Annotated in this window: 14 protein-coding genes; 13 read left to right on the top strand and 1 reads right to left on the bottom strand. The window is 44.0% G+C overall.

Translation table 11 applies throughout. The features are described 5' to 3' along the window. Window positions 1-6: 6 nt before the first annotated feature. The 13 genes from AAEY98_RS07865 (at window position 7) to AAEY98_RS07805 (ending at window position 21,423) form a co-directional block, all read left to right on the top strand. A complete protein-coding gene (locus AAEY98_RS07865) occupies window positions 7-4,908 on the top strand; it encodes a DUF6701 domain-containing protein (protein WP_351016171.1) in 4,902 nt (1,633 codons plus the stop codon). A 192-nt stretch (window positions 4,909-5,100) separates the two neighbouring features. After that, window positions 5,101-6,150 (top strand): rod shape-determining protein, encoded by a 1,050-nt coding sequence (locus AAEY98_RS07860; RefSeq protein WP_011639153.1) that lies wholly within the window; start codon window positions 5,101-5,103, stop codon window positions 6,148-6,150. 63 nt (window positions 6,151-6,213) lie between these two features. Further along, window positions 6,214-7,170, top strand: coding sequence for a rod shape-determining protein MreC (gene mreC, locus AAEY98_RS07855; RefSeq protein ID WP_101087684.1), 957 nt, complete (start codon window positions 6,214-6,216; stop codon window positions 7,168-7,170). Continuing rightward, window positions 7,167-7,658, top strand: coding sequence for a rod shape-determining protein MreD (mreD, locus tag AAEY98_RS07850; protein ID WP_011639151.1), 492 nt, complete (start codon window positions 7,167-7,169; stop codon window positions 7,656-7,658). The genes mreC and mreD overlap by 4 nt, the downstream gene beginning before the upstream one ends. A gap of 56 nt (window positions 7,659-7,714) precedes the next feature. After that, window positions 7,715-8,302 (top strand): Maf family protein, encoded by a 588-nt coding sequence (locus AAEY98_RS07845; RefSeq protein WP_351016169.1) that lies wholly within the window; start codon window positions 7,715-7,717, stop codon window positions 8,300-8,302. A gap of 81 nt (window positions 8,303-8,383) precedes the next feature. Further along, complete coding sequence (rng, locus tag AAEY98_RS07840; protein WP_059747760.1) at window positions 8,384-9,874, top strand: ribonuclease G; 1,491 nt, start codon at window positions 8,384-8,386, stop codon at window positions 9,872-9,874. Then, window positions 9,874-14,190, top strand: coding sequence for a YhdP family protein (locus tag AAEY98_RS07835; RefSeq protein ID WP_351016166.1), 4,317 nt, complete (start codon window positions 9,874-9,876; stop codon window positions 14,188-14,190). The genes rng and AAEY98_RS07835 overlap by 1 nt, the downstream gene beginning before the upstream one ends. Continuing rightward, a complete protein-coding gene (locus AAEY98_RS07830; RefSeq protein WP_101087681.1) occupies window positions 14,114-14,944 on the top strand; it encodes a carbon-nitrogen hydrolase family protein in 831 nt (276 codons plus the stop codon). The genes AAEY98_RS07835 and AAEY98_RS07830 overlap by 77 nt, the downstream gene beginning before the upstream one ends. A 110-nt stretch (window positions 14,945-15,054) precedes the next feature. Next, a complete protein-coding gene (gene tldD / locus AAEY98_RS07825) occupies window positions 15,055-16,503 on the top strand; it encodes a metalloprotease TldD (RefSeq protein ID WP_101087680.1) in 1,449 nt (482 codons plus the stop codon). 180 nt (window positions 16,504-16,683) lie between these two features. Continuing rightward, on the top strand, window positions 16,684-18,117 hold the full coding sequence (locus AAEY98_RS07820) for a TolC family protein (protein WP_101087679.1): 1,434 nt from the start codon (window positions 16,684-16,686) through the stop codon (window positions 18,115-18,117). Then, window positions 18,107-19,096, top strand: coding sequence for an HlyD family secretion protein (locus AAEY98_RS07815; RefSeq protein WP_101087678.1), 990 nt, complete (start codon window positions 18,107-18,109; stop codon window positions 19,094-19,096). The genes AAEY98_RS07820 and AAEY98_RS07815 overlap by 11 nt, the downstream gene beginning before the upstream one ends. Before the next feature lie 12 nt (window positions 19,097-19,108). Then, window positions 19,109-20,281, top strand: coding sequence for an ABC transporter permease (locus AAEY98_RS07810; RefSeq protein ID WP_351016163.1), 1,173 nt, complete (start codon window positions 19,109-19,111; stop codon window positions 20,279-20,281). After that, a complete protein-coding gene (locus AAEY98_RS07805) occupies window positions 20,278-21,423 on the top strand; it encodes an ABC transporter permease (RefSeq protein WP_182744114.1) in 1,146 nt (381 codons plus the stop codon). The genes AAEY98_RS07810 and AAEY98_RS07805 overlap by 4 nt, the downstream gene beginning before the upstream one ends. A 179-nt stretch (window positions 21,424-21,602) precedes the next feature. Here the strand turns inward: AAEY98_RS07805 and AAEY98_RS07800 are convergent, their stop codons facing one another. Next, window positions 21,603-22,115, bottom strand: coding sequence for a tetratricopeptide repeat protein (locus tag AAEY98_RS07800; protein WP_101087675.1), 513 nt, complete (start codon window positions 22,113-22,115; stop codon window positions 21,603-21,605). Between the last annotated feature and the right edge of the window lie 338 nt (window positions 22,116-22,453).

The raw sequence follows: 22,453 nt of genomic DNA, 5'->3' as shown, positions 1-22,453 counted from the left end.
TTTTTTGTGTCTAGTGCAAAAGCGGATCTGCCGCCGCAGTTAGAGCCCCCTCTTGATAGCCTGACGATCTATTCTGGTGCTGCTATTACAATGGGCGCAAGTTCAATAGTTGGTGGCAATATTCAGGTAAAAGCCGCCGCAACACTCGGTGCAAGTACAAGTGTAAGTGGCTATATTGTTGCCGGTGCTGCTGTAACTCTCGGCGCATCGGCAAAAGTTGGAGGCTATATTGAAGCCCGTGACGCCGGAACTATTGGTGCGGATTCAACCATAGGCGGTCATCTTACAACTGGAGATGCCGCTACGCTCGGTGCGAATACGATAGATGGCAATATTATGGTTGGCGGCGACCTAACGGCCGGTGCCGCGATACTTGTCGGCACGAAGGCCATTATTTCCGGTAACCTCAGATCTGGAGCTGCCGCATCTGCAGATCTTGGCGCGGATGCAATAGTTCGTGGCAATGCTACCGCTGGAACCGCCTTAACATTGGGCGCTAATGTCATCATTGATGGCAATATTCAGGCTGGAACTGGCGCTGTATCGCTTGGCGTGGATGCCGACGTGATCGGTAATGCTAGAGCTGGAACCAGCGTGACGCTCGCCGCAGGTGCAAGTGTTGGTGGCGTGATCACACAGAATAGTATTGAGCTGTTTACTAATGAACCCAAGGAACCCATAGATGATCATTTCTTAAAACTTTCGGTGGTGCAAGCTGAGCTTGCCGCGATGATAGCACCCTTGGAAAATCAACTTCCAGCGTCGATGACCTCAAGTACTACACTCAAAAAGGGCGTCTATCATGCAACGGCTCTTACGACTACCGCAGGCATAACCATCACGCTCGATGGCGAAGGCGTAGATGGTCACTGGCTTATCAATAGTGATACCTTCATTGCCTTTGGTGCGAGTACTAAAATAGTATTAAAGAATGTTACTGCTAACAGTACTATTACCTGGAATGCATTGAGCTATACATCTGCAGGTGCAAGCGCTGATCTAATCGGTAAATTTTTTGCATTTTCTTACATTCTCACCGGAGAGTTCACTACGCTAAAAGGCATTGGTACTGGTTGTGGTGGTATGTTTACTAATACCGGAGCTGTCACATTAGGCGCCAGTAACATAATTGGATCCGTTGGTTGTACGTCTGTTGCACCTCAGAGGCCTTTTCATATGCAATTTGGTAAGGCAGCGCAGGCATCAACGTCGGTGATATTTGATAAACCGTTTCTCTCAGGTGTAACGCCGTTGGTTTTTGTTATGGCGACAATTTCAGAAGCTGATACGAATGACGATGGTCCTGCTGCAGTTTTTGTTAGTGATATTAGTAATACAGGTTTTAAGTGGACACAAAAAGAATCACCTTCTTCAGCAGGAAACTCTGTGGCATCAAAGCCTATGCCTGAGATTCATTGGATTGCAGTGACATCAGGTACTTATGATTTAAGTAACGGGACGCAACTCATTGCTGGCTCGGTACTGCAAAATAAGGCGTTGATTGGCTCAACTAATCAATATGTAGCAGTAACCTTGCCCAGTACTCAAAATGTGGTGCTTAACCAGTTGCAGACTCAAAATAATGACTGTTGGCTAACCAGTACTTCTCAATTTACGACAAGTGGTATCGAGTTAGCGATGGATGCCTCTGAGGTGCGTAATAATTCGGGTCAGTGCGAAACGGGTAAACTAGACAATAATAGTCTTAAAAGTGAAAAAATTGCCTATTTGTCAGTAAAATCAGGTAGCGGTGCGCTCATATTAAATGAAACTAATGTCAATTATCATTTTGGCCAAGGGCAAACGTTTGATGGTAATGGTACCAAAAGTGTTGCAGATCAATGTTCTGATACTACTAGTTTGACAGGTTTTACCAATGTCCCTATGTTGGTCGCCAGTAAAAATAGCCGTCGTGGTAGTGACGGTGGGTGGTTACGGCGCTGTAAGTTAACGAATACAACGGTCAGTATGGTCGATGATGAAGACACTTTTAGGGATGGTGACCGTAGACATACTCGAGAAAACTACAGTTTTGTTGCGATAGAAACACTCAAACCTGTTCGTCAGTGTTTTACTGATAAATTCGATCGTACAGATTTAGGCAGTGATTGGGTTGTTGCGCGCAGTTCAGGTAATTTCACACCTGCAATTGTTGGAAATCGTTTAAGACAAACTCAAGCCTCTTCTAATCAAGCTACGTCTACAACTTACCAGCGTTTATTTCCTGCAAAGAATAATAAAGTAGAAATTGAATTTGATCATTATGCTTATGGAGGAACTGGTGCCGATGGTATTGCTTTTGTATTGTCCGATGCATCTATAACACCACAACCTGGTGCCGCGGGCGGTCCTATGGGTTACGGTGCTCGTTCGAATGTGAATGGATTTGCCGGAGGTTGGTTAGGGTTTGGTATTGATGAGTATGGTAACTTTTCTGCTGAGGGTGGGCCAAGTGGTCCAGGTCGACGCAGACAGTCGGTATCGATTCGAGGTTCTGGCTCAGGCACATCTGGTTATCCTTATTTACGCGGGACATGTAGTAATGGCTCTATAAATCAGAATGGGGATTGTTTGTCTCCTAAAGTTGATAACAATAATGTTTCACCTGCACATCGATACCGTATTACGGTTGATTCATTGATCGCTAATCAGTCCATTGTTAAGGTTGAACGCAATACTGGAAGTGGTTTTGTTGAAATTATTCCAGCATTTAATGCAGCAGGCATTTCCACTCAAGCTGCAATACCTGATAACTTTGTATTATCGTTGACCGGCTCGACGGGTGGCTCTACCAATAATCATGAAATTGATAATGTAGAGATTTGTGCGCTCGACTCAAATCCAATAGGTGTCCAAATAGATCACTTTGAATATTCATATTCTGGCCAAGGGATCACCTGCACACCTAAAACATTGTCGATTAAAGCGTGTGCCAATGCGGATTGTACGCAGACAGTGGCCGATACCGTTACAGCAACTTTAAGCCCTGCAACAGTCACCGGTGGTGGCGGTTGGGTTGGTGGTAACGTGATAACGTTTACTGGTGGGCAAAAATCAGATTTACAACTAAGACGTAATACTCCAGGCACAGTTACTTTAGGTGTTACAGGGTCTACGCCAAGCACTAAAGCATTCAGTAAAACCTTGTGCCGTGTCAATGGTAGCGCCGCGAGTGAGGCTAACTGTGGTTTAGTGTTTGCAGACAGTGGTTTCATTTTTGATGTGCCGGATAAGTTGGCTAACAAACCAACAGGTAATGTATCCATTAGTGCAGTGAAAAAATCGGATAGTACTCTTCAATGTGTACCTACTTTTGCTAGTACAACCAAAAACGTCGGTTTTTGGAGTACTTATATTGAGCCGACTACGTTAATTAGTGGTCAATCGGTAATCGTGAATGCAACAGCTGTGGGTAAACAGAGTAGCGCAGCAACAACGCTTGCGTTGGCATTCGATGCAGAAGGAAAAGCAGATATTATTGTTAACTATCCTGATGCAGGAAAAATGCAGCTAGATGCAAAGTATACTGGCACAGGCGATGAGCAGGGGTTGATCATGTTAGGTTCAGATCAGTTTGTTAGTTTCCCTGTAGGCTTATGCGTTACCCCCAAAGATAGTGTTGCAGAGTGCTCTGCAAATATTAGTAGTACTTGTAATCGATATAAAAAAGCTGGCGAGTCATTTGATTTAATTATTCAAGGTAAAGCATGGCAAGCGGATGGGGACACAAATTACTGCGATAATGTAAATACCCCTAATTATTCCCATACTAACATTGTATTAGGTCATCAGTTGGTTGCTCCAGCCGGAGGTGTGTTAGGGGCTGTGGGATCATCGCTTTACAATCATGCTGCGCAAACGACTAATAGTAATACCGTATCTCAGTCGGTAACCGAAGTGGGCGTCTTTAGCTTTACCGCTAATCCACCGAGTAGCTATTTAGGGTCGAGTTTTTATGACATTCCATTAGCCGCATCTCCTAATATAGGTCGTTTTATACCAGACCGATTTTTAGTCAGCAGTTCAAGTGTATTGCCATCTTGCGGTAGCTTTACCTACATGGATCAACCGTTTGGTTTGACATTAACATTAAGTGCCTTGAATACCGGTACTTACGTAACCCAAAATTATCAAGGAGCCTTTGCTAAAGGTAGTGCAAGCCTTGTGGGTGAAAACATCAATAATGGTGTAGATTTGAGTGGTAGATTAAGTGCTTTACCAATAAATGCTGGTTCTTGGGCTTTGGGTGAAGCAAACGTCGGATTATCTTATCAAGCAAATTTTCGTCGTACCGTGGCACCGGCTGTGGATGGACCATTTAGTCAGTTAGCTCTTGGCGTACAAGCATTTGATAATGATGGAGCGGTGTCGTTTATTGCCTCACCTGATATGCGTGCAGACAGCAGTGCTATTTGCGCTGACAGTAACACCTGCAATGCGAAACAATTGTCGACTCAAGATTTTCGTCATGGCAGAGTAGTGATGGATAATACTTATGGCCCTGAAAATGAAATTTTACGCATGCCAACGTATGCTCAATATTGGAATGGTAGCGGCTGGATAACTAACGTCAGTGATAGCTGTACTCGAGTAGTCGATCTACTTGATGGTAGCGAAGTATACGACCCATTATTAACCTCTGGTGAAACCGTTACCCGTAGTGATGGCAACAGTGCCGTGAACGTTACGATGAACAATGGCCAACTCCCCTTATTATGGCAAAACACGGGTTCTGTAGCATATCGAGGTCAAGTGACCGCACCGCTACAAGTCGAGGATTGGCTTAAGTGGTATTGGAATTGGGACCAAGTAAGTCCGACTCAGCTCTATGAGCCAAGAGCAAGTGCGTACTTTGGTCGCTACCGAGGCCATGATAAGATCATTTATTGGCGTGAGGTTAGTCAATGATCCGAATAAAAAAGCATCTCTTTTACGCTTTTTAGGATTAAATTTGACCGATTAGCATTTTTTTAGATACTTTTACAAAAAAAAACGTCAGATTAGCAATTGTTAACCTGTTCGGTCTTGTAGAATGGGGGTGTCATTGATAAAGTTAGCTGATTTTTCTTCTTCTGATTTCACAGAATACAGGCCTGATACATGTTCAAAAAGCTGCGCGGCATTTTTTCTAACGACCTATCCATCGATTTAGGTACGGCAAATACTCTTATTTATGTTCGCGATGAAGGCATCGTGTTGAACGAACCCTCAGTGGTTGCCATTCGCGGCGAACGCAATAGCAATGGACCAAAGTCAGTTGCTGCAGTCGGTAGAGAGGCAAAACAAATGCTAGGCAGAACGCCTGGTAATATTCAAGCTATTCGTCCAATGAAAGACGGCGTAATTGCCGATTTTTATGTTACCGAAAAAATGCTTCAGCACTTTATCAAACAAGTGCACAACAACAGTTTCTTCCGTCCTAGTCCTCGCGTACTCGTGTGTGTTCCGGTAGGCGCGACTCAAGTTGAACGCCGTGCTATTCGCGAATCAGCGATGGGTGCTGGTGCTCGTGAAGTTTACCTAATTGAAGAGCCAATGGCTGCTGCGATTGGTGCGGGTTTACCAGTATCTGAAGCGACCGGTTCTATGGTTGTCGATATTGGTGGTGGTACGACCGAAGTGGCGATTATTTCATTGAATGGCGTGGTGTATTCTTCATCAGTGCGTATCGGTGGAGATAAGTTTGACGATGCCATTATCAATTATGTTCGTCGTAACTACGGTAGTTTAATTGGTGAAGCAACAGCTGAGCGTATTAAGCATACTATTGGTACCGCATACCCTGGTGACGAAGTACTTGAAATTGAAGTGCGCGGTCGTAACCTTGCTGAAGGTGTACCAAGAAGTTTCACCTTAAACAGCAATGAAATCTTAGAAGCATTACAAGAGCCATTATCTGGCATTGTGAGCGCGGTAATGGTTGCCCTTGAGCAATCACCACCGGAGCTAGCGTCAGATATTTCTGAGCGCGGCATGGTATTAACTGGCGGTGGTGCTTTACTTCGTGACCTAGACCGTTTATTAATGCAAGAAACTGGTATTCCAGTTATGGTCGCAGACGATCCACTGACCTGTGTTGCTCGTGGTGGTGGTAAAGCTCTTGAAATGATTGATATGCACGGTGGTGATTTGTTCTCTGAAGAGAACTAATTATCAACTGCTGAGCGGCTTTGTTAATGGCATTTTATGGGTTAACAAAGTTGCGAACAATTTATGAAACCAATTTTCGTTCGTGGCGTCTCGAGTCAATTTAGATTGACACTGGCAATTATTTTGTCGGTGGCATTACTTATGACCAATAATCGCCTTGATCCAATACGCCAATCTTTATCCTCAGTATTAAGTCCTCTACAGTATTTAGCCAATGTACCAGGGGTGATGCTCGACTGGTCAGCCGAGGCTTTTGCCACCCGCAATATGCTTGAACTGCAAAACAAAGAACTGTTACGCCAACAACTGGTTATGTCAGAACGTTTACAGCGTTTTGAGCATGTTCGCCAAGAAAATGAGCGTTTACGCGCATTGCTCGGTTCGCCTGTGCACATGGACTCTCGTAAAATGGTGGCTGAAGTGATGGAAGTGGCCAGTGATCCATTTCGTCAATTTGTGGTGTTAAATCATGGTTCGCAAACCGGCATTTATGTTGGTCAACCTGTGGTTGACGCCCAGGGAGTTGTGGGACAGGTGGTGGAGGTTAGTGAGTTTACCAGTCGAGTATTGATGGTGTCAGATACCACTCATGGTATTCCGGTACGTGTTACCCGTAACGATGTGCGGGCCATTGCGAATGGCATGGGTGATATTGATCAAATTGAACTACGTCATGTGGCGAAAAGCACTGACATTATAGTGGGTGATTTATTAGTCACTTCAGGGCTGGGTAATCGTTTTCCTGAAGGGTATCCTGTCGCGCGCGTTATTAGTGTGTCGCGTGATGATGGCCAGAGTTATGCCGTAATTTATGCTCAGCCTTTGGCAGCGCTAGATCGTATTCGATACGTGTTACTGATTTGGCCTGATGAAACCAAACCGTTTACGCTGCCTAATGACGTACAAGAGTTAATAAAAGAAGCGGCAGATAAAGCCGCTGCCACTGCAAATTCTTCAGCACCCCAACCTCAACCCGTAGAAACAACCACTACACCAGTAACAAGCGAGGTAAACCAATGAGCGCACATATTGCAAATGGTCGCTTAGTGGTATGGCTGACCTTATTCATCGGGATGATGTTTCAGATCATGCCGTTGCCAAAAATGGTAGAAGCCTGGCGACCGGATTGGCTATTGATGGTGATGATGTATTGGGCCATGGCGCTACCGCATCGTTACAGTATTCTGACCGCGTGGTTGTTAGGGGTGATGCTTGATGTGTTGTTGGGAGCTCATCTAGGGATCCGTTCATTAGCATTATCATTAGTGATTTATATTGTGGTGTTGTTGTGCCAACAGTTACGTAACTACCCTCGCTGGCAACAGTCGTTACTGGTTGCTTGTTTTATTTGTATTTATCATGCTGTGATCTTTTGGGTGCAGTTTGTTGTTGTAGGCGCCGCACCATTTAATGTGGACATGTTTTTACCCGCTATTTCGAGTTTATTTATTTGGTGGTGGGTGTTCTGGGTGTTACGCAATATGCGCCGCCATTATAAAGTACGTTAATCCAACGCACTAACGTGAATACGGTATTAATGTAAACTACTTAAGGTAAATAACCGATGGCATGGATACTGGCTTCAACATCACCAAGAAGAAAAGAATTATTGGAGCAAGCGGGATTTAGTCATCTCGATTTTTCGTTTCAGCTTGTCGCACCCAACATTGATGAAACACCTTTGTTGACTGAAACGGCAGAACAATATGTCTGTCGTCTCGCACTTGAAAAAGCTCAAGCGGGCCTAGTGCTTAGCGGTCATGTGGTTAAGCCTCAAGTTCTGGGTTCAGATACGATAGTGGTGTTAAATGGCCTGATATTAGGTAAACCAACAGATTTAAATGATGCCAAACGTATGCTGGCATTATTATCCGGTCAAACTCACGAAGTGATGACCGCGGTAGCGTTAACAGACGGTGAACACACCTTTAACCGACTATGCCGTACCCAAGTGAGCTTTTGTGAATTGTCTGCAGCAGACATAGATGCTTATGTTGCCTCAGGTGAACCGATGGACAAAGCCGGTGCTTACGGTATACAAGCTCTGGGTGGTTGTTTTGTTAAATCGATTACTGGCAGTTACTCTGCAGTGGTTGGTTTGCCGTTAGTCGAAACACGTGAATTATTAGCCTGCATGATGCAGCAAACTTAACCTTTGCTTTAATCGGTCATCTACGGTGGTACAACTGCTGTCAATATTACGATTGGAGCATGACCCGAATACTGGTGGCTTATGAACATAAAAGCACAACGTAAAAAAGGCACAGAATTACTTATCAATGTCACGCCAACAGAAGCGCGTGTTGCATTAGTCGAGCATGGTGTTTTACAAGAGGTGCATATTGAACGTCGCATGAAGCGAGGTTTGGTCGGCAATATTTACAAAGGTAAAATCAGCCGTGTCCTCCCAGGTATGCAAGCCGCGTTTGTTGATATTGGCTTAGATAAAGCTGCTTTCTTACATGCCTCAGATATTGTTCCTCATACCGAATGTGTTGCCGATGTCGAAAAAGGCAACTTTGTGGTGCGTGATATTGCTGAGCTCGTGCGTCAAGGGCAAGACATTATGGTGCAAGTGGTCAAAGACCCACTCGGTACCAAAGGCGCCCGCCTTACGACTGACATTACCTTACCCTCACGTTATTTAGTCTTTATGCCTGGTTCTAGTCATGTTGGCGTATCGCAACGTATTGAGCTTGAAGACGAACGTCAACGCCTTAAAAATATTACTCTTCCTTATGTTGATGATGATGGCGGCTTTATTATTCGTACCGCGGCTGAAAATGTGGGTGAAGATGAGCTTGCTCAAGATGCAGCCTTTTTACGCCGGGTGTGGGCTAAAGTCAGCGAGCGTCGTAAGCGTAAAGGCGTCACTTTACTGTATCAAGACTTAGCCTTACCAGTGCGGATCATTCGTGATTTTGTCGGAACCGAACTTGACCATATTCAAGTCGATTCGCGTCGAACTTATGCAGAGCTGCAACAGTTCGTGCAAGAGTTTATGCCTGAAATTGCGGATAAAATTGAGCATTATGCTGGCCCTGCACCTATCTTTGAATTGTATGATGTTGAAAACGAAGTTCAACGGGCTTTGGGCCGTAAAGTTGAACTTAAGTCTGGTGGTTATTTAATCATTGACCAAACTGAAGCCATGACTACCGTCGACATTAATACCGGCGCATTTGTTGGCCATCGCAACTTAGAAGAAACCATTTTCAATACTAATCTCGAAGCCACTCAAGCAATTGCAAGGCAACTACGGTTACGCAATTTGGGTGGGATTATCATTATCGACTTTATCGATATGTTAAGTAAGGAACACCAAGCGCGGGTGCTAGAAAGCTTAAATGCAGCATTGGCGTTAGATCGCGTTAAAACCAGTGTCAGTGGTTTTTCGGGCTTAGGTTTAGTGGAAATGACCCGTAAACGTACTCGCGAAAGTTTAGAGCATGTGGTGTGTGGTGAATGCCCTTCCTGTAAAGGCACCGGCACCATGAAAACGATTGAAACCGTGTCTTATGAAATTTTTCGAGAGATTATCCGTTTAGACCGAGCATACAAAGCCGATGAGTTTTTACTGTATTGCTCGCCGGCGGTGTATATGAGCTTTAGTGGTGATGAATCGCATTTGCTGGCAGAATTAGAAGTCTACATTGGTAAGCGTATTCGTTTGCAAAATGAACCGTTATACATTCAAAGTAAATATGATGTGGTGATGATGTAGTGTCGACAACTCAGGCAGTAACTATCAACAGATTATGTTGGCAAATTTTGGCTATCGCGCTGGTGCTTTTTGCACTGGTTGTGAGCCTTATTCGTGGTTTATTGCCCCATATTCCTGAAGTCCGTACTGAGTTAATCCATTATCTTGAAAGTGAATACCAACTGCATGTGCAGATGGATAAACTGAGTGCAGAATGGCAAGCTTTTGGGCCAGCACTTACCGTGAATAATTTAGTCTTACCGCCACAAGATAACTTACCGATTACCGTTATCAGCGAAAATGTGCATATCAAACTCGATTTTTGGCAATCGCTTTTCACCTTGAGCCCACAGATTGAAACGGTAGTATTTGATGGCGTTAAAGTCGCGTTAAATCTTGATGAGTTAGCGGCTAGTGATGACCAGGCTACAGTGGGCGATAAAGCTAATCTTGATTGGTTATATGGTCTGTTATTAGAACAGCTGGGACATTTTTCAATTACCGACGCGTCCTTACAACTGGTGAGTAAACAACATGCTTATCAGCCGATTTTTATCGATAATCTGCTATGGCAAAACACGGCTAATCGTCACCAAGCGCAAGGTATTATCCACGTTGATCAGCTTAAGTCGGAGCAAGAGCAATTAACATTACGCATTGACCTTACTGGGGATGGTTATCAACCCGATACTGTAGCAGGCCAGCTTTATGTTACCGCAGACTCATTAGACCTAGGTGAATGGGCGTCAAGGCAGCATACCGCTCAAACAAACACTGATAATATTGAATTTCAAGGCGTGATAAACCTCGATGCGTGGATGACATTTTCTCATCGTCAAATTCGTGATGGCATATTGGTTTTTAAACCCAGCTGGTTACAATGGCACGATGCAGACACCCAGCAAAAATTTGCAATTAACTCAGGTTCATTGCAATGGACTCTACAACCCGATGGTTGGAAAATAGACAGCCACGATTTAGATTTATCGACCAATGATCAAACTTGGCCATCATTAACGTTGGCAATTGGCACTCGCGAGGGTGACTTTTTTGGTTACGCTAACCAGATTATTCCAGCGAACTTAACCCCAATGTTGCCGCTAGTGCCCGATTTGGGTAAGCAGCAAGTGAATATTTGGCAACAACTCAACCCTCAAGGGCTAATTGGGCCGATTAGGCTGTATAAACCAGACGACAAACCCTTTATCGCCAAGGTCGAGTTACAGCAATTACAGTGGCAACCTTATCTGTCAGTGCCTGGTATTAGCCCTATTGATGCTCAATTAACCTGGGCCAATAATCAACTCGAGTTTGCCTTGCCAGAGCAGGAGTATACGCTCGATTTTAGCGGTGATTTTGGTCAACCAATTGTGCTGCGCGGCAGCCCAATTATGGGGCGTTATAATCTCGGCGAGCAACGCTTAACAGTACCTAATATTGAATTTATTAATGATGATATTGCCCTGAAAGCAGGTTTGAATCTTGAGTTTTCCCAGCAGACACATATGGGTTTAGCTGCTCATGTCACTATTAATGATGTCTCTCATCTTGGGCGGTATTTTCCATTAATGGCGATGAGCCCCAATTTAATCAACTACCTGAATGACGGTTTAGTGGCTGGGAATATAAACGATGCACAAGTCGTTTGGCATGGTGCATTAGGCGATTATCCTTATCAAGATAGCAGTGGCGTATTTCAAGCTGGCTTTATCCTTGATAGCGGCGTCTTTAAATTCCAACCAAATTGGCCTGCCGTTAGCTCACTCACGCTTTCCGCATTATTTGAAAATGACATGATGGATTTGCATATTGATCAGGGCAAACTCGATAACGTGGTGGTGGACGGTGCGCGAGTTTCTATTCCACATCTTGGTAAAGAATCTTTATTAAGAGTAGAAGCAGATATCACCACCGATGCACAAGCCGCCACCAAAGTGATTAATGCCTCTTCATTGCGGGGTTCTGTTGGGGCAACGTTAGATGTGGTGCAAATTCAGCGAAATATTAATACCACATTAGATCTTTCCATTCCCTTATATAAAGGGGGTGAACAATTGATTAAAGGCCAAGTCACACTTGATAATAACCCAGTGTTTATTAACTCGCCTGGTTTAGATTTACAGGCTGTGTCAGGGCAAGTGAGCTTTGTAAATCAATTGATTGAAGGTAAGAATATTAAGGCCAGATTATTTCAACAGCCGTTAACGTTTAGCGTAAAGACCGGTAAACACAACAGCAATTTAGCATTGAATGTCGATATGCGTGGCAAATGGGATCTTGATGCTCTGCCTGCCAGTTTACATAACCCAATGACGGAAACGTACCATGGGCTGCTAGACTGGAACGGCGGGCTAACCATGATTTTTGACCCCAGTGGTTACAGCTTACAAGTCTCTGCTAATTCCGATCTTATCGGTACGTCATTGGATTTACCGATGCCTTATCAAAAATCTGCAGACGAGCCCAGAAAGCTAAGTGCGGATCTTATTGGCGATAACAAACAATCATCATTGAGTATTAAGTTGGGTAATGATCTGGAGTTTTGGGGTGGATTTAATGCTGATAGTGGCAGTCAGCTTGCCTATTATGATGTCATGATTGGTCGCCACTTTAGACTAGGTGATAACTTAAATAAGCAACAAGGACATCTACATTTAGACTTGCCAAAAGTCGACTTAGCGCAGTGGCTCCCGCTTATCAATCGCTTTAGTGCCACCGCAGAACCTGAAGTGATCACCTCATCGGTACGCGACCGTATCTTAACGGCTGCAGAGCTACCTGGCGCTGCGGCACAACAAAATACCACCTCATCGATTGACGCTACAGCCCCCGCATTCCCTAAATTAGTCGGTATTCATGCCAACATCGCTCAATTAAATGTATTGGGACAATCATTTGATAAACTGCATTTTGATGCTCAACCTACTGAACATGTGTGGCGTGTTGATGCTGATTCACAACAGTTTGAAGGGCGTATTGATTTTTATCCTAACTGGCGCGATCAAGGTATCAAAGTGGTTGCGAAAAAGCTGCATTTATCCCCAGTCGTGAGTGACACTGAAACCGTTGCGTTAGCACCAACTTCGATGCTAGAACATCTGCCTACTTTAGCCGTAGATGTGGATGACTTTAGCGTTAATGATTTATCACTAGGTCACTTAGTGCTGCAAGGCTTGCCACATAAACAAGGCTACCAATTTCAAACTGTTTCCATCACAAAACCGACGGTAGCATTACAGGCCAACGGTTTATGGTCTGTTGAAAATGGTATCGATAAAACCCTGTTTGAGGTTAATTTACAGGCTGACAAGTTTGATGACTTATCGACGATGTTAAAAATAAACCCGGGATTGCAAGATGCACCGCTGGACCTCTCTGGTCAGTTATCTTGGCAAGGCGCACCTTATCACTTCGCCCTCGACACCTTAAACGGCCAACTTAAGTTTGATTTGGGCAAAGGTCATTTATCGGAAATTAGTGATAAAGGTGCCCGAGTGTTTTCGTTATTTAGTTTAGATTCGTTGTTGCGCAAATTATCGTTAGATTTTTCGGACGTGTTTGGCGAAGGTTTATATTTCAATACATTTAACGGTAACTTGACGATTGATAATGGGGTGGTTAAAACCACTGATTCTGAAATGGATGCTATTGCTGGTAATATGCGAGTAAGAGGCTACACCGACTTAACCACCCAAAGCTTAAATTATGACATTCGTTTTGTGCCGCAACTTGCGTCAAGTGTGCCAACCGTGGTGTTATTGAGTACGAGTGCATGGACCCTAGGTTTAGGCGCGTTTGCCCTAACGAAAGTGTTAGAACCAGTTATTGAAGTTATCTCTGAAATTCGTTTCCGAGTCACCGGTACCATGGACAACCCGCAGCTAGAAGAGCTTGAGCGTAAGAGTAAAGAAATCGAAATACCTAAAGCAATTTTACCGCAAGCGGACGAGACCAGTGTAGAGACGACTATTGGAGCTAAAGCCAAAGCTAACTTAAATACTACAGCTAACGTAGAAACTAAAGCTAACATAGACAGTAAAGCAGAAAATAACGTTGAGGCAGATGTTCAGCGTGGCGATAACGCTCGTGAAGCGGAAGATAAATCGCTACCAAGAAGTTCGCCATCCACGCAACTTATGCCTGGTATCGATAATTTATCTGATGTAAATCAACCGTCAGCGACTGACACTGAAGTTGATCGAATGCGCAAAACTTTAGCCGAGCCAGCAACTAACGTCGTTATGCTACCAGGAGTGAGAAATGCAAATCAGCTTATTACAATGTCAAAGCAGTCGCGATGTCAAAGCCAATCTCGCGTTTGTCGACTCGCAGCTTAAAGACTTACCCCGCGAGGCCGATGAAGCGCAATTAGTGGTGTTGCCCGAGTGTTGTTTATTGTTTGGTGGCCATGAAAGCCAGCAACTTGAACATGCTGGCAACGAGCATCAAAGTGAGCTTAAAGATGCATTAGCTGCAATGGCAAAACAATACCAAGTGTATTTTATTGCCGGCACCATTCCCATGCGTGCAGATGATGGTAGAGTCTTTAGCCGCTGTTATTTTTTTGATGATCATGGCGTCACCCTAGGTCATTACGATAAACTGCATTTATTCGATGTTGAGGTGGCAGATGGCACCAAGACTTATCGTGAAAGTGATACCTTTCATCCCGGAGATAGCATTTGTGTCATAGACACCCCTTTTGGCAAAGTCGGCTTAGCCGTTTGTTACGATATCCGTTTTGGCGATATGTTTCGAGCGTTGCGTTTAGCGGGTGCAGACTATATTGCGTTACCTTCTGCTTTTACCAAAGTCACTGGTGAAGCGCATTGGCAGGTGTTATTACAAGCCCGAGCTATTGAAACTCAATGTTATTTGTTGGGGGCGGGCCAATGGGGACAACATAACCAGGGCAGTCGAGAAACATGGGGTCACAGTATGATCGTCGACCCATGGGGCCGAGTGATTGCAGAGCAAGCCACTGAATGCGGCTGGGTACAAGCTAAAGTCGATTTAACGGAACTACGACGTATTCGTCAACAAATGCCAGTGATAGGCCATAATCGATTTATAGAACCGCAGTTGAAATAACACTGGTTGAAATAACACTGGCTTAAATAATACTGGTTTAAATAACACTGAACGAGCCTGACAGAAACCAAATTCGCAGTACGCGTTACCAATTAAAAAAGAGAGTTTTAATGCCATTTTTAACCCAAGTAGAGCAGAGTTTATTGCAAGATGGATTAACCTTAGATGGACTGCAAGGTTACTTAAATACCATTCATCAACACAATATCGATTTTTCAGACCTGTATTTCCAAGCTTGTCGTCATGAGTCTTGGGTATTAGAAGATGGCATTGTAAAAGAAGGCAGCTTTCACATTGAACGTGGAGTAGGTGTGCGCGCTATTACCGGCGAAAAAACCGGTTTTGCTTATGCTGACGAAATCACCCCAGCAGCTTTAGATGCAGCAGCAAAAGCTGCCCGCGGAATTGCCAGTGCTGGTGAGCAACATAAAGTACAAGCTTTTAAGCGCCAAACAGCCCATAAATTGTATGACAGTGCTGACCCAATAGCTGCTATGGACGAAGTGAAGAAAATCGATTTATTAAAGCAAGCCGATGCTTATATTCGTAGCCTCGACAGCCGTATTATTCAAGTCGTCGTAAGTTTATCGGGCGTACATGAAGAAATATTGATAGCCGCCAGTGACGGCACATTAGCAGCAGATATTCGTCCATTAGTGCGCTTTAACTGTAGTGTTATCTTAGAAGACAAAGGTAAGCGCGAACGTGGCAGTGCTGGTGGCGGTGGTCGTCACGATTACAGCGCCTTTTTAGCCACCGATGAAGCTGGCTTACCGCAGAGTTTTGAGTTTGCCCGCGAAGCGGTACGCCAAGCTCAAGTTAATGTACACGCTATTGATGCACCTGCCGGTGAAATGACCGTGGTGTTAGGTAATGGTTGGCCTGGTGTTTTATTGCATGAGGCAGTTGGCCATGGCTTAGAAGGCGACTTTAACCGTAAAGGCAGCAGTGCATTTAGCGGTAAAATGGGCCAGCAGGTGGCGTCTACCTTAGTGACCATCGTGGATGACGGCACCTTAGAAAATCGTCGCGGTTCATTAAGCATCGATGATGAAGGCGTGCCAAGCCAAAAAACCACCTTAATTGAGAACGGTATTTTAAAAGGTTACATGCAAGACAAGTTAAATGCCCGCTTAATGGGGCAAGAGCCTACAGGTAACGGTCGCCGTGAATCTTATGCGCATTTACCTATGCCGCGCATGACCAATACCTATATGAATGCAGGTGAGTCAAATCCAGCCGACATTATTAAGTCGGTTAAAAAAGGCATTTACGCGCCTAACTTTGGTGGCGGACAGGTCGACATTACTTCAGGTAAGTTTGTGTTCTCGGCTTCTGAAGCCTATTTGATTGAAGACGGTGAAGTGACTCAGGCGATTAAAGGCGCGACCTTAATTGGTAATGGCCCTGAAGCTATGGGACTCATTTCAATGGTAGGTAATGACTTAGCCTTAGATAAAGGTGTTGGCGTGTGCGGTAAAGACGGACAAAGCGTGCCCGTTGGTGTGGGTCAGCCTACTCTAAAAATTGATCGCCTAACGGTTGGTGGCACCGCTTAACACTAACTTTTACTGTGTTGGTCACTCACTGAGTGTTTATGCTCAGTGAGTTATGGTGATCTACACTGTGATCACTATCTTATGTGAGTGAATATGCACGTTATGATCTAGTGGCTGTGATAATAACGGAATTACGTTATAATTCATCAAGGAATTAGAGTATTAACTCTAGAGGTGTTTATGGTTGCACAACGTCATATCAGTACATATTGTCGCAGACGAGTGAACTTTACTCTGTGTTTCAGTGTTTTATTTGTCCATCTTAGTGTTTTTGCTGAACCCGTTACCTTTAGTCATGCTTGGCAGCAATTGGCGCAAGTGAGTGATCAGCTTCAAGCTAAAGCTCAGCTAGTCAACCGCGCCAAAGCGGAAGAGGATGCCGGTGATGCGTTAAATTACCCATCGCTTAATATTGCTGGCAGCTATACTCGCCTCGAAAAACCTATCGAACTTGATTTACGTGACTTAAATCCATTAGCGACTCTCGACACAAGTACATTACCAGCAGCTCTTAGTAGTGCATTAGCTGAAATCCCAGGCTCTCTCTTTGTCACTCCTTTTACCGAACAAGATGTATTTCGTGCCAGTTTACAAGCCATGTGGCCCATTTATACCGGTGGTAAAATTACTGCAGCCCAAGGAATACATGCTGCCCAAGTCTCAGAGAGAGAACAAGAGTTTGCCCTAGCTCAGCGTGAGTTATTTCTTCAGTTAGTTGATCGCTACTACGCAGTATCGGTGACAAAAACCTTAGTAGATACCCAAAAGCAGCTGGTGGACTCGTTGACTTTGCATGTGAGTCATGCCCAAAAATTAGAACAACAAGGCCAAATAGCCAAAGTTGAACGCTTAAATGCCCAGGTCGCATTAGAAAATGCCAAAGTCAACTGGGGCAAAACCAAGCGTCAATACGAAATGACTGAAATTGCGCTAGCAAGGATGTTACATATACCGTCGGTCGATCCTATTTCGGCACTGTTTTTACTCGAACAACAACCTTCATTGCCCCGTCTTAGCCAGCTGACATTAACTCAGCATCCGGCGTTAAAACTACTCGAAGCTAAAGAAGCTCAAGCCAATGGTTTAGTCGACTTAGAAAAGGGCAGTTACTACCCCACGGTGTATTTATACGGCAACTACACCTTGTATGAAGATGACAGCTTATTTTCTCAAGTAGAGCCGGACTGGATGGTGGGTGTTGGTATGAGCATACCGCTTATTAGCCGTGATGGTCGCAGTGGAAAAGTGCTCGCGGCGAAAAGTGCTTTACTGCAAGCGCGTTACACCAAAGCACAAACCAAACAAGATTTAAGTTTGTTGATTGATCAGAGTTATCGGCAAATGCTGCAAGCTAAAGAAGAAGCGGATGCGCTGGATGTGTCATTAGCATTGGCGACCGAGAATTTACGATTGCGAGAGTTGTCCTTTAACCAAGGCTTATCCACTTCAATTGACCGAATCGATGCCGAGTTGAGCTTAACTGCAGTGAAAACTCAGCAATTAGGTGCAAAATATCGTTATATGCAAGCCTATGCCAAAGTGATGGCCATTAGTGGTCAAGTAGATGAATTTATTAACCGAACTCAACTTCAAGGGGCTGCTTATGCGGGCTAACAAGATTATTGCAGTGGTCGCATTCGTGCTAGTTATATTATTGTTAGGGTACGGTGTAATGCTAGCTTTTACGCCTCAACCGACAGTGTTGCAAGGGCAAATAGAAGCTCGTGAATATAATATTTCATCTAAAGTTCCTGGCCGAGTTGAGCAAGTTTTGGTTCGCAAAGGCGACCAAGTCAATGTGAATGATATTTTGTTTGCCATCAGCAGCCCAGAATTAGATGCTAAGTTACTGCAGGCTCAAGGCGGCCTTGAAGCGGCAACGGCTATGCAGCAACAAGCTAAAAATGGCGCAAGGCAGCAACAAGTTACCGCAGCTAAAGAACAGTGGTTAAAAGCCAAGGCTGCAACCGAACTTAGCCTAAAAACTTACCAACGAATTGAAAACTTATTTGATGAAGGTGTTGTCGCACGGCAAAAGCGCGATGAAGCTTATACCCAATGGCAAGCGGCAAAATATACCGAGCAAGCAGCTTACGCTATGTATCAAATGGCAAATGAAGGCGCGCGGGTTGAAACTAAAGCCGCAGCCGCAGGAAAAACTCGTATGGCAGAAGGTGCGGTTAACGAGGTCAATGCCATTTTAGCCGACAGCCAAATGCGCTCACCTAAAAAAGCGGAGGTGAGTGAAGTATTATTACAAGCAGGTGAGCTTGCGCCGAGTGGTTTTCCGGTGGTAAGCATTATTGATATGAGTGATGCGTGGGCCGTATTACAAGTTCGAGAAGATTTATTGAAGCTATTTAAACAAGATCAAACCGTCATGTTAGATATTCCAGCACTACAGCAGCAAGTCGAATTTACCGTTTCGCACGTTAGTGTTATGGGTAATTTTGCCACTTGGCGCTCGACAGAGAGCGGCCATGACTTTGATATGCGTACCTTTGAAGTTGAACTGACACCTAAGCAAAAGATTGTCGATTTACGAGTTGGTATGTCGGTATTGTTTCGTGCCGACAAGCTTGCCGAACATTAATAAGGCTTGCTGATGAGGCATTTATTCAGGCGAGAATGTAAAGCGTTGTGGAATTCACCATGGCAACTTGCCTTGGTGAGCTATATTCCGCTAATTAGCGTGATCGCACTTTGGTGGTTATTTAGTGCGGGGTTGCCAAGGCAGCTCCCCGTTGCCGTGGTTGACTTAGATAACAGCCAAATTAGCCGCATGCTAACAAGGCAATTATCGGCCAATGCCGTGATTGCACCACGTTCATTTGCCAATGAAGCTGCGGCGATTGAAGCTATGCGTCAAGCGCAAGTATACGGGCTAGTTATTTTACCTTACCAGCTCAGAAAAGATTTACTCACATCAAAACAACCCACTATTGATATTCGCTATAACAGCCAATTTTTGTTAGTAGGTAAGTTATTATCCAGCCAGTTACAACTCAGCCTTGCTGAGGGGTTAACGCATATTGGCGAGGAGAGCCTATTACTTAAAGGCGCAAATAAAGCCACCGTTGATGTGAGTTTAACGCCTATTAGTAACCAAACGACGGCGTTATTTAACCGAAATAATAACTATGTTGGTTTTTTAGTCCCGCCTATATTAATTGCATTATGGCAATTACTGTCGATGTTGGTATTTGTTAATAGTGTTAATGCGGAGCTTATTCCTCAAGGTGAACGCTATTATTTAGCCCGAAACATTTGGCCAAAAGTGTGGGTTAAAGTGTTATTTTATAGTCCGATCATGCTCGTTCATAGTGGCTTTATTTTAGTGTGGTTATACCACTATTTAGCTTTGCCCGTGTCGGGTTCGCTATGGTTATTGCTATTGGCACAGGCATTCATGCTCATGGCATTGTGGTTGTTAGTGTTGGTTATTTTTATGATTATGCGTGACAGTGCTCGCACGGTCAGTTTCTGTACCGCATTATTTGCTCCAGCATTTGCATTTATGGGAATAACCTTTCCCGTAAACGATATGCCCTTATTGGCTAAATGGTGGCGGTTGGTGATGCCATCGAGTCACTATATAGACTCTCATATCAGCGTCGTCAGTTATGGTGTTGGCTTGCCGCAAGTATTGAGTCAAATCAGTTCTTATTGGGGCTTTTTACTGTTATTGCCTTTGCTTTATGTGCTGGGCCGCCACGCGCAGAAAATACCGCCACAGGGTCATGTTAGTCACCCGGTTACTCTGGAGGTCAACCGATGAACTTCTGGCAATTAATCGTAGCAGAATGCAAAGCTATATTGGCTGACAAAGCGATTGTGATGACGCTATTTGGTGGAGTGTTATTTTACTCGGTTCTGTATCCGTTACCGTATTTGAATCAGGTGCCGACAGAGCAAAAGGTCGTGGTGGTAGATCACGATAATTCGTCACTCAGTAGGTTGGTGACTCGCCACGCAGATGCCAGTGCTAAGATAAAAATACTCGCTAAGGTAAGCAGTATTGAGCAAGCACAAATGTGGATCGATCAAGGTAAAGCTCACGGCTTACTGGTTATTCCGGCTAACTTTAGACGCGATTTGTTGTTAGGCAAGGGTGCAACATTAAGTTACGGCGGCGATGCGAGTTACTTTCTGATTTATTCAGCCGTAGTAGAAGGCTTAGTGTCAGCCGGTATAGATGCCAGTAAACAAGTGCAGTTAATTGGTTTATTGGCTCGGGGCCAAAACCCCCAACTTGCCCAGCAAGCTGTTAATTCTATTAATATTAATTCAGTTCCAGCGTTTAACCCCAGTTTAGGTTACACACCGTATGTGGTGCCGGGATTATTTTTATTAATTCTGCATCAAACCTTATTAATTGGCACCGGTATTTTGGGCGCAGGCCAATGGCGCAAACCCGGTTATTGGCAGCAAGTACGTCCAGTAACCTTGGTGCTTGCACGGTTAAGTGTGTTTATGATGATTTACGCGCTATTTAGTAGTTTCTATTTAGGTTTTTGTTTTTATTGGTACAAAGTAAGCGTGGTGGCTACGGTGATTGAAGTTGGGCTATTTATGTTGCCCTTTCTATTAGCCACGGGATCGTTAGGTATTTATCTTAGCAGTTTATTTAATCGTCGAGAATTACCTACCCAATTGTATTTACTGGTGTCGATGCCGATTTTATTTGTGTCAGGGTTTGTGTGGCCGATTGCATTAATTCCAGAACCATTGGTATTAGCATCTCAAGTTATTCCAGCTGTTCCAGCGATTATGGGGATGCTCGAGTTAAATCAATTAGGAGCTGGTTGGTCGGCGGTAATGCCTAAATGGTTACAATTGTGGGGCTTGTTTGCAGTATTCGTCACGATGGCCATAGTCGCCATTGGGCGGAAACAGAAAAATGTTGATGTTGCATCATAAATCACCCATAGAAGTTAGCCAGGTTCTATCATATCGAAATAAGGTTATAGCTAGGTTTGTCACTGAGTAAAAAAAATAGACAGTTATCTTCTCGATAGACCTGTCTATTTCATTTGTTTTATGGGGTTTATTGTTGACTGATAAAGGGCAACCGTGACGGTTTCTTGGTCAGAGTCCAATTACATCATTCCGTTTTGGGCATTGTTTAAAGCTGCCTCTAAACGTTTAACGTTATGTTGGTATATCTCGCTGTGATCGACTTTTGCAGCATATTTAAAATCAGCTAATGCGCCTAAATTGTCATTATTCAGTAATTTCATTACACCACGATTATTATAGGCATAAGCCCGAACCGTCATTGATGGAATCGCCACTTGGGTACGAGCACTTTTCACGGCTGCACTACAGGCTTTTTGGGCTTTTTCCATATCAGCTAATTGCACATATCCAGCGCATAAGTTCACGTTGCGAGAATAGTCATCCACGGCGAACTTACTTGCAGACAAAGTAGCGGTTAAGCCTGCTTCAACATCACCAGACTGCAATGCGTTAACACCAGGCACATCTTCCACTAATACCATTTTGTAGGCATTACTTTTGATCTGTTGACCTTGCTCATCAGCCATTACGCTTGTCGATGCTGTCAGTACTAATGTGGCACAAATTAGGCCATTAACGATGCTCTTTTTCATGATGTAGCTCCTTTAAACGTTTGTGTAGCGCCGCGCTACAGGTGAACTTTAGTCAAAACGACTAGCGTCGACAAACGATAAAAAACGCATTAATGGGTTAAAAAAATTCACTTATGGGGAGGTGTGATAGTTTTGTTTAATTAATGGCCGCGGCAATTAACGTCGATGTGTTTCATGACATGGTCATCCAACGATTTTCTTTAACCTCCACAATTTTCATTGAACCTGAAACCTTAACGACTTACACATTCTTTTATAAACAGTCTTCAACGGTATCAAGGGATTTAATACTGATAGTGTGTAAGCCATATTGATATGATTCAAAGTCTATTTATACT

The organism is Shewanella sp. AC91-MNA-CIBAN-0169 (assembly GCF_040310165.1).
Taxonomy (GTDB): domain Bacteria; phylum Pseudomonadota; class Gammaproteobacteria; order Enterobacterales; family Shewanellaceae; genus Shewanella.
This window is presented reverse-complemented; position numbering and strand designations above follow the sequence as displayed.

Coding starts and splice junctions, on each gene's coding strand:
- AAEY98_RS07815 (WP_101087678.1), top strand. CDS start 18,107: ATGCGGGCTAACAAGATTATTGCAGTGGTCGCATTCGTGCTAGTTATA.
- AAEY98_RS07800 (WP_101087675.1), bottom strand. CDS start 22,115: ATGAAAAAGAGCATCGTTAATGGCCTAATTTGTGCCACATTAGTACTG.
- mreC (WP_101087684.1), top strand. CDS start 6,214: ATGAAACCAATTTTCGTTCGTGGCGTCTCGAGTCAATTTAGATTGACA.
- AAEY98_RS07845 (WP_351016169.1), top strand. CDS start 7,715: ATGGCATGGATACTGGCTTCAACATCACCAAGAAGAAAAGAATTATTG.
- AAEY98_RS07820 (WP_101087679.1), top strand. CDS start 16,684: ATGGTTGCACAACGTCATATCAGTACATATTGTCGCAGACGAGTGAAC.
- mreD (WP_011639151.1), top strand. CDS start 7,167: ATGAGCGCACATATTGCAAATGGTCGCTTAGTGGTATGGCTGACCTTA.
- AAEY98_RS07810 (WP_351016163.1), top strand. CDS start 19,109: ATGAGGCATTTATTCAGGCGAGAATGTAAAGCGTTGTGGAATTCACCA.
- AAEY98_RS07805 (WP_182744114.1), top strand. CDS start 20,278: ATGAACTTCTGGCAATTAATCGTAGCAGAATGCAAAGCTATATTGGCT.
- rng (WP_059747760.1), top strand. CDS start 8,384: ATGAACATAAAAGCACAACGTAAAAAAGGCACAGAATTACTTATCAAT.
- AAEY98_RS07860 (WP_011639153.1), top strand. CDS start 5,101: ATGTTCAAAAAGCTGCGCGGCATTTTTTCTAACGACCTATCCATCGAT.
- AAEY98_RS07830 (WP_101087681.1), top strand. CDS start 14,114: ATGCAAATCAGCTTATTACAATGTCAAAGCAGTCGCGATGTCAAAGCC.
- tldD (WP_101087680.1), top strand. CDS start 15,055: ATGCCATTTTTAACCCAAGTAGAGCAGAGTTTATTGCAAGATGGATTA.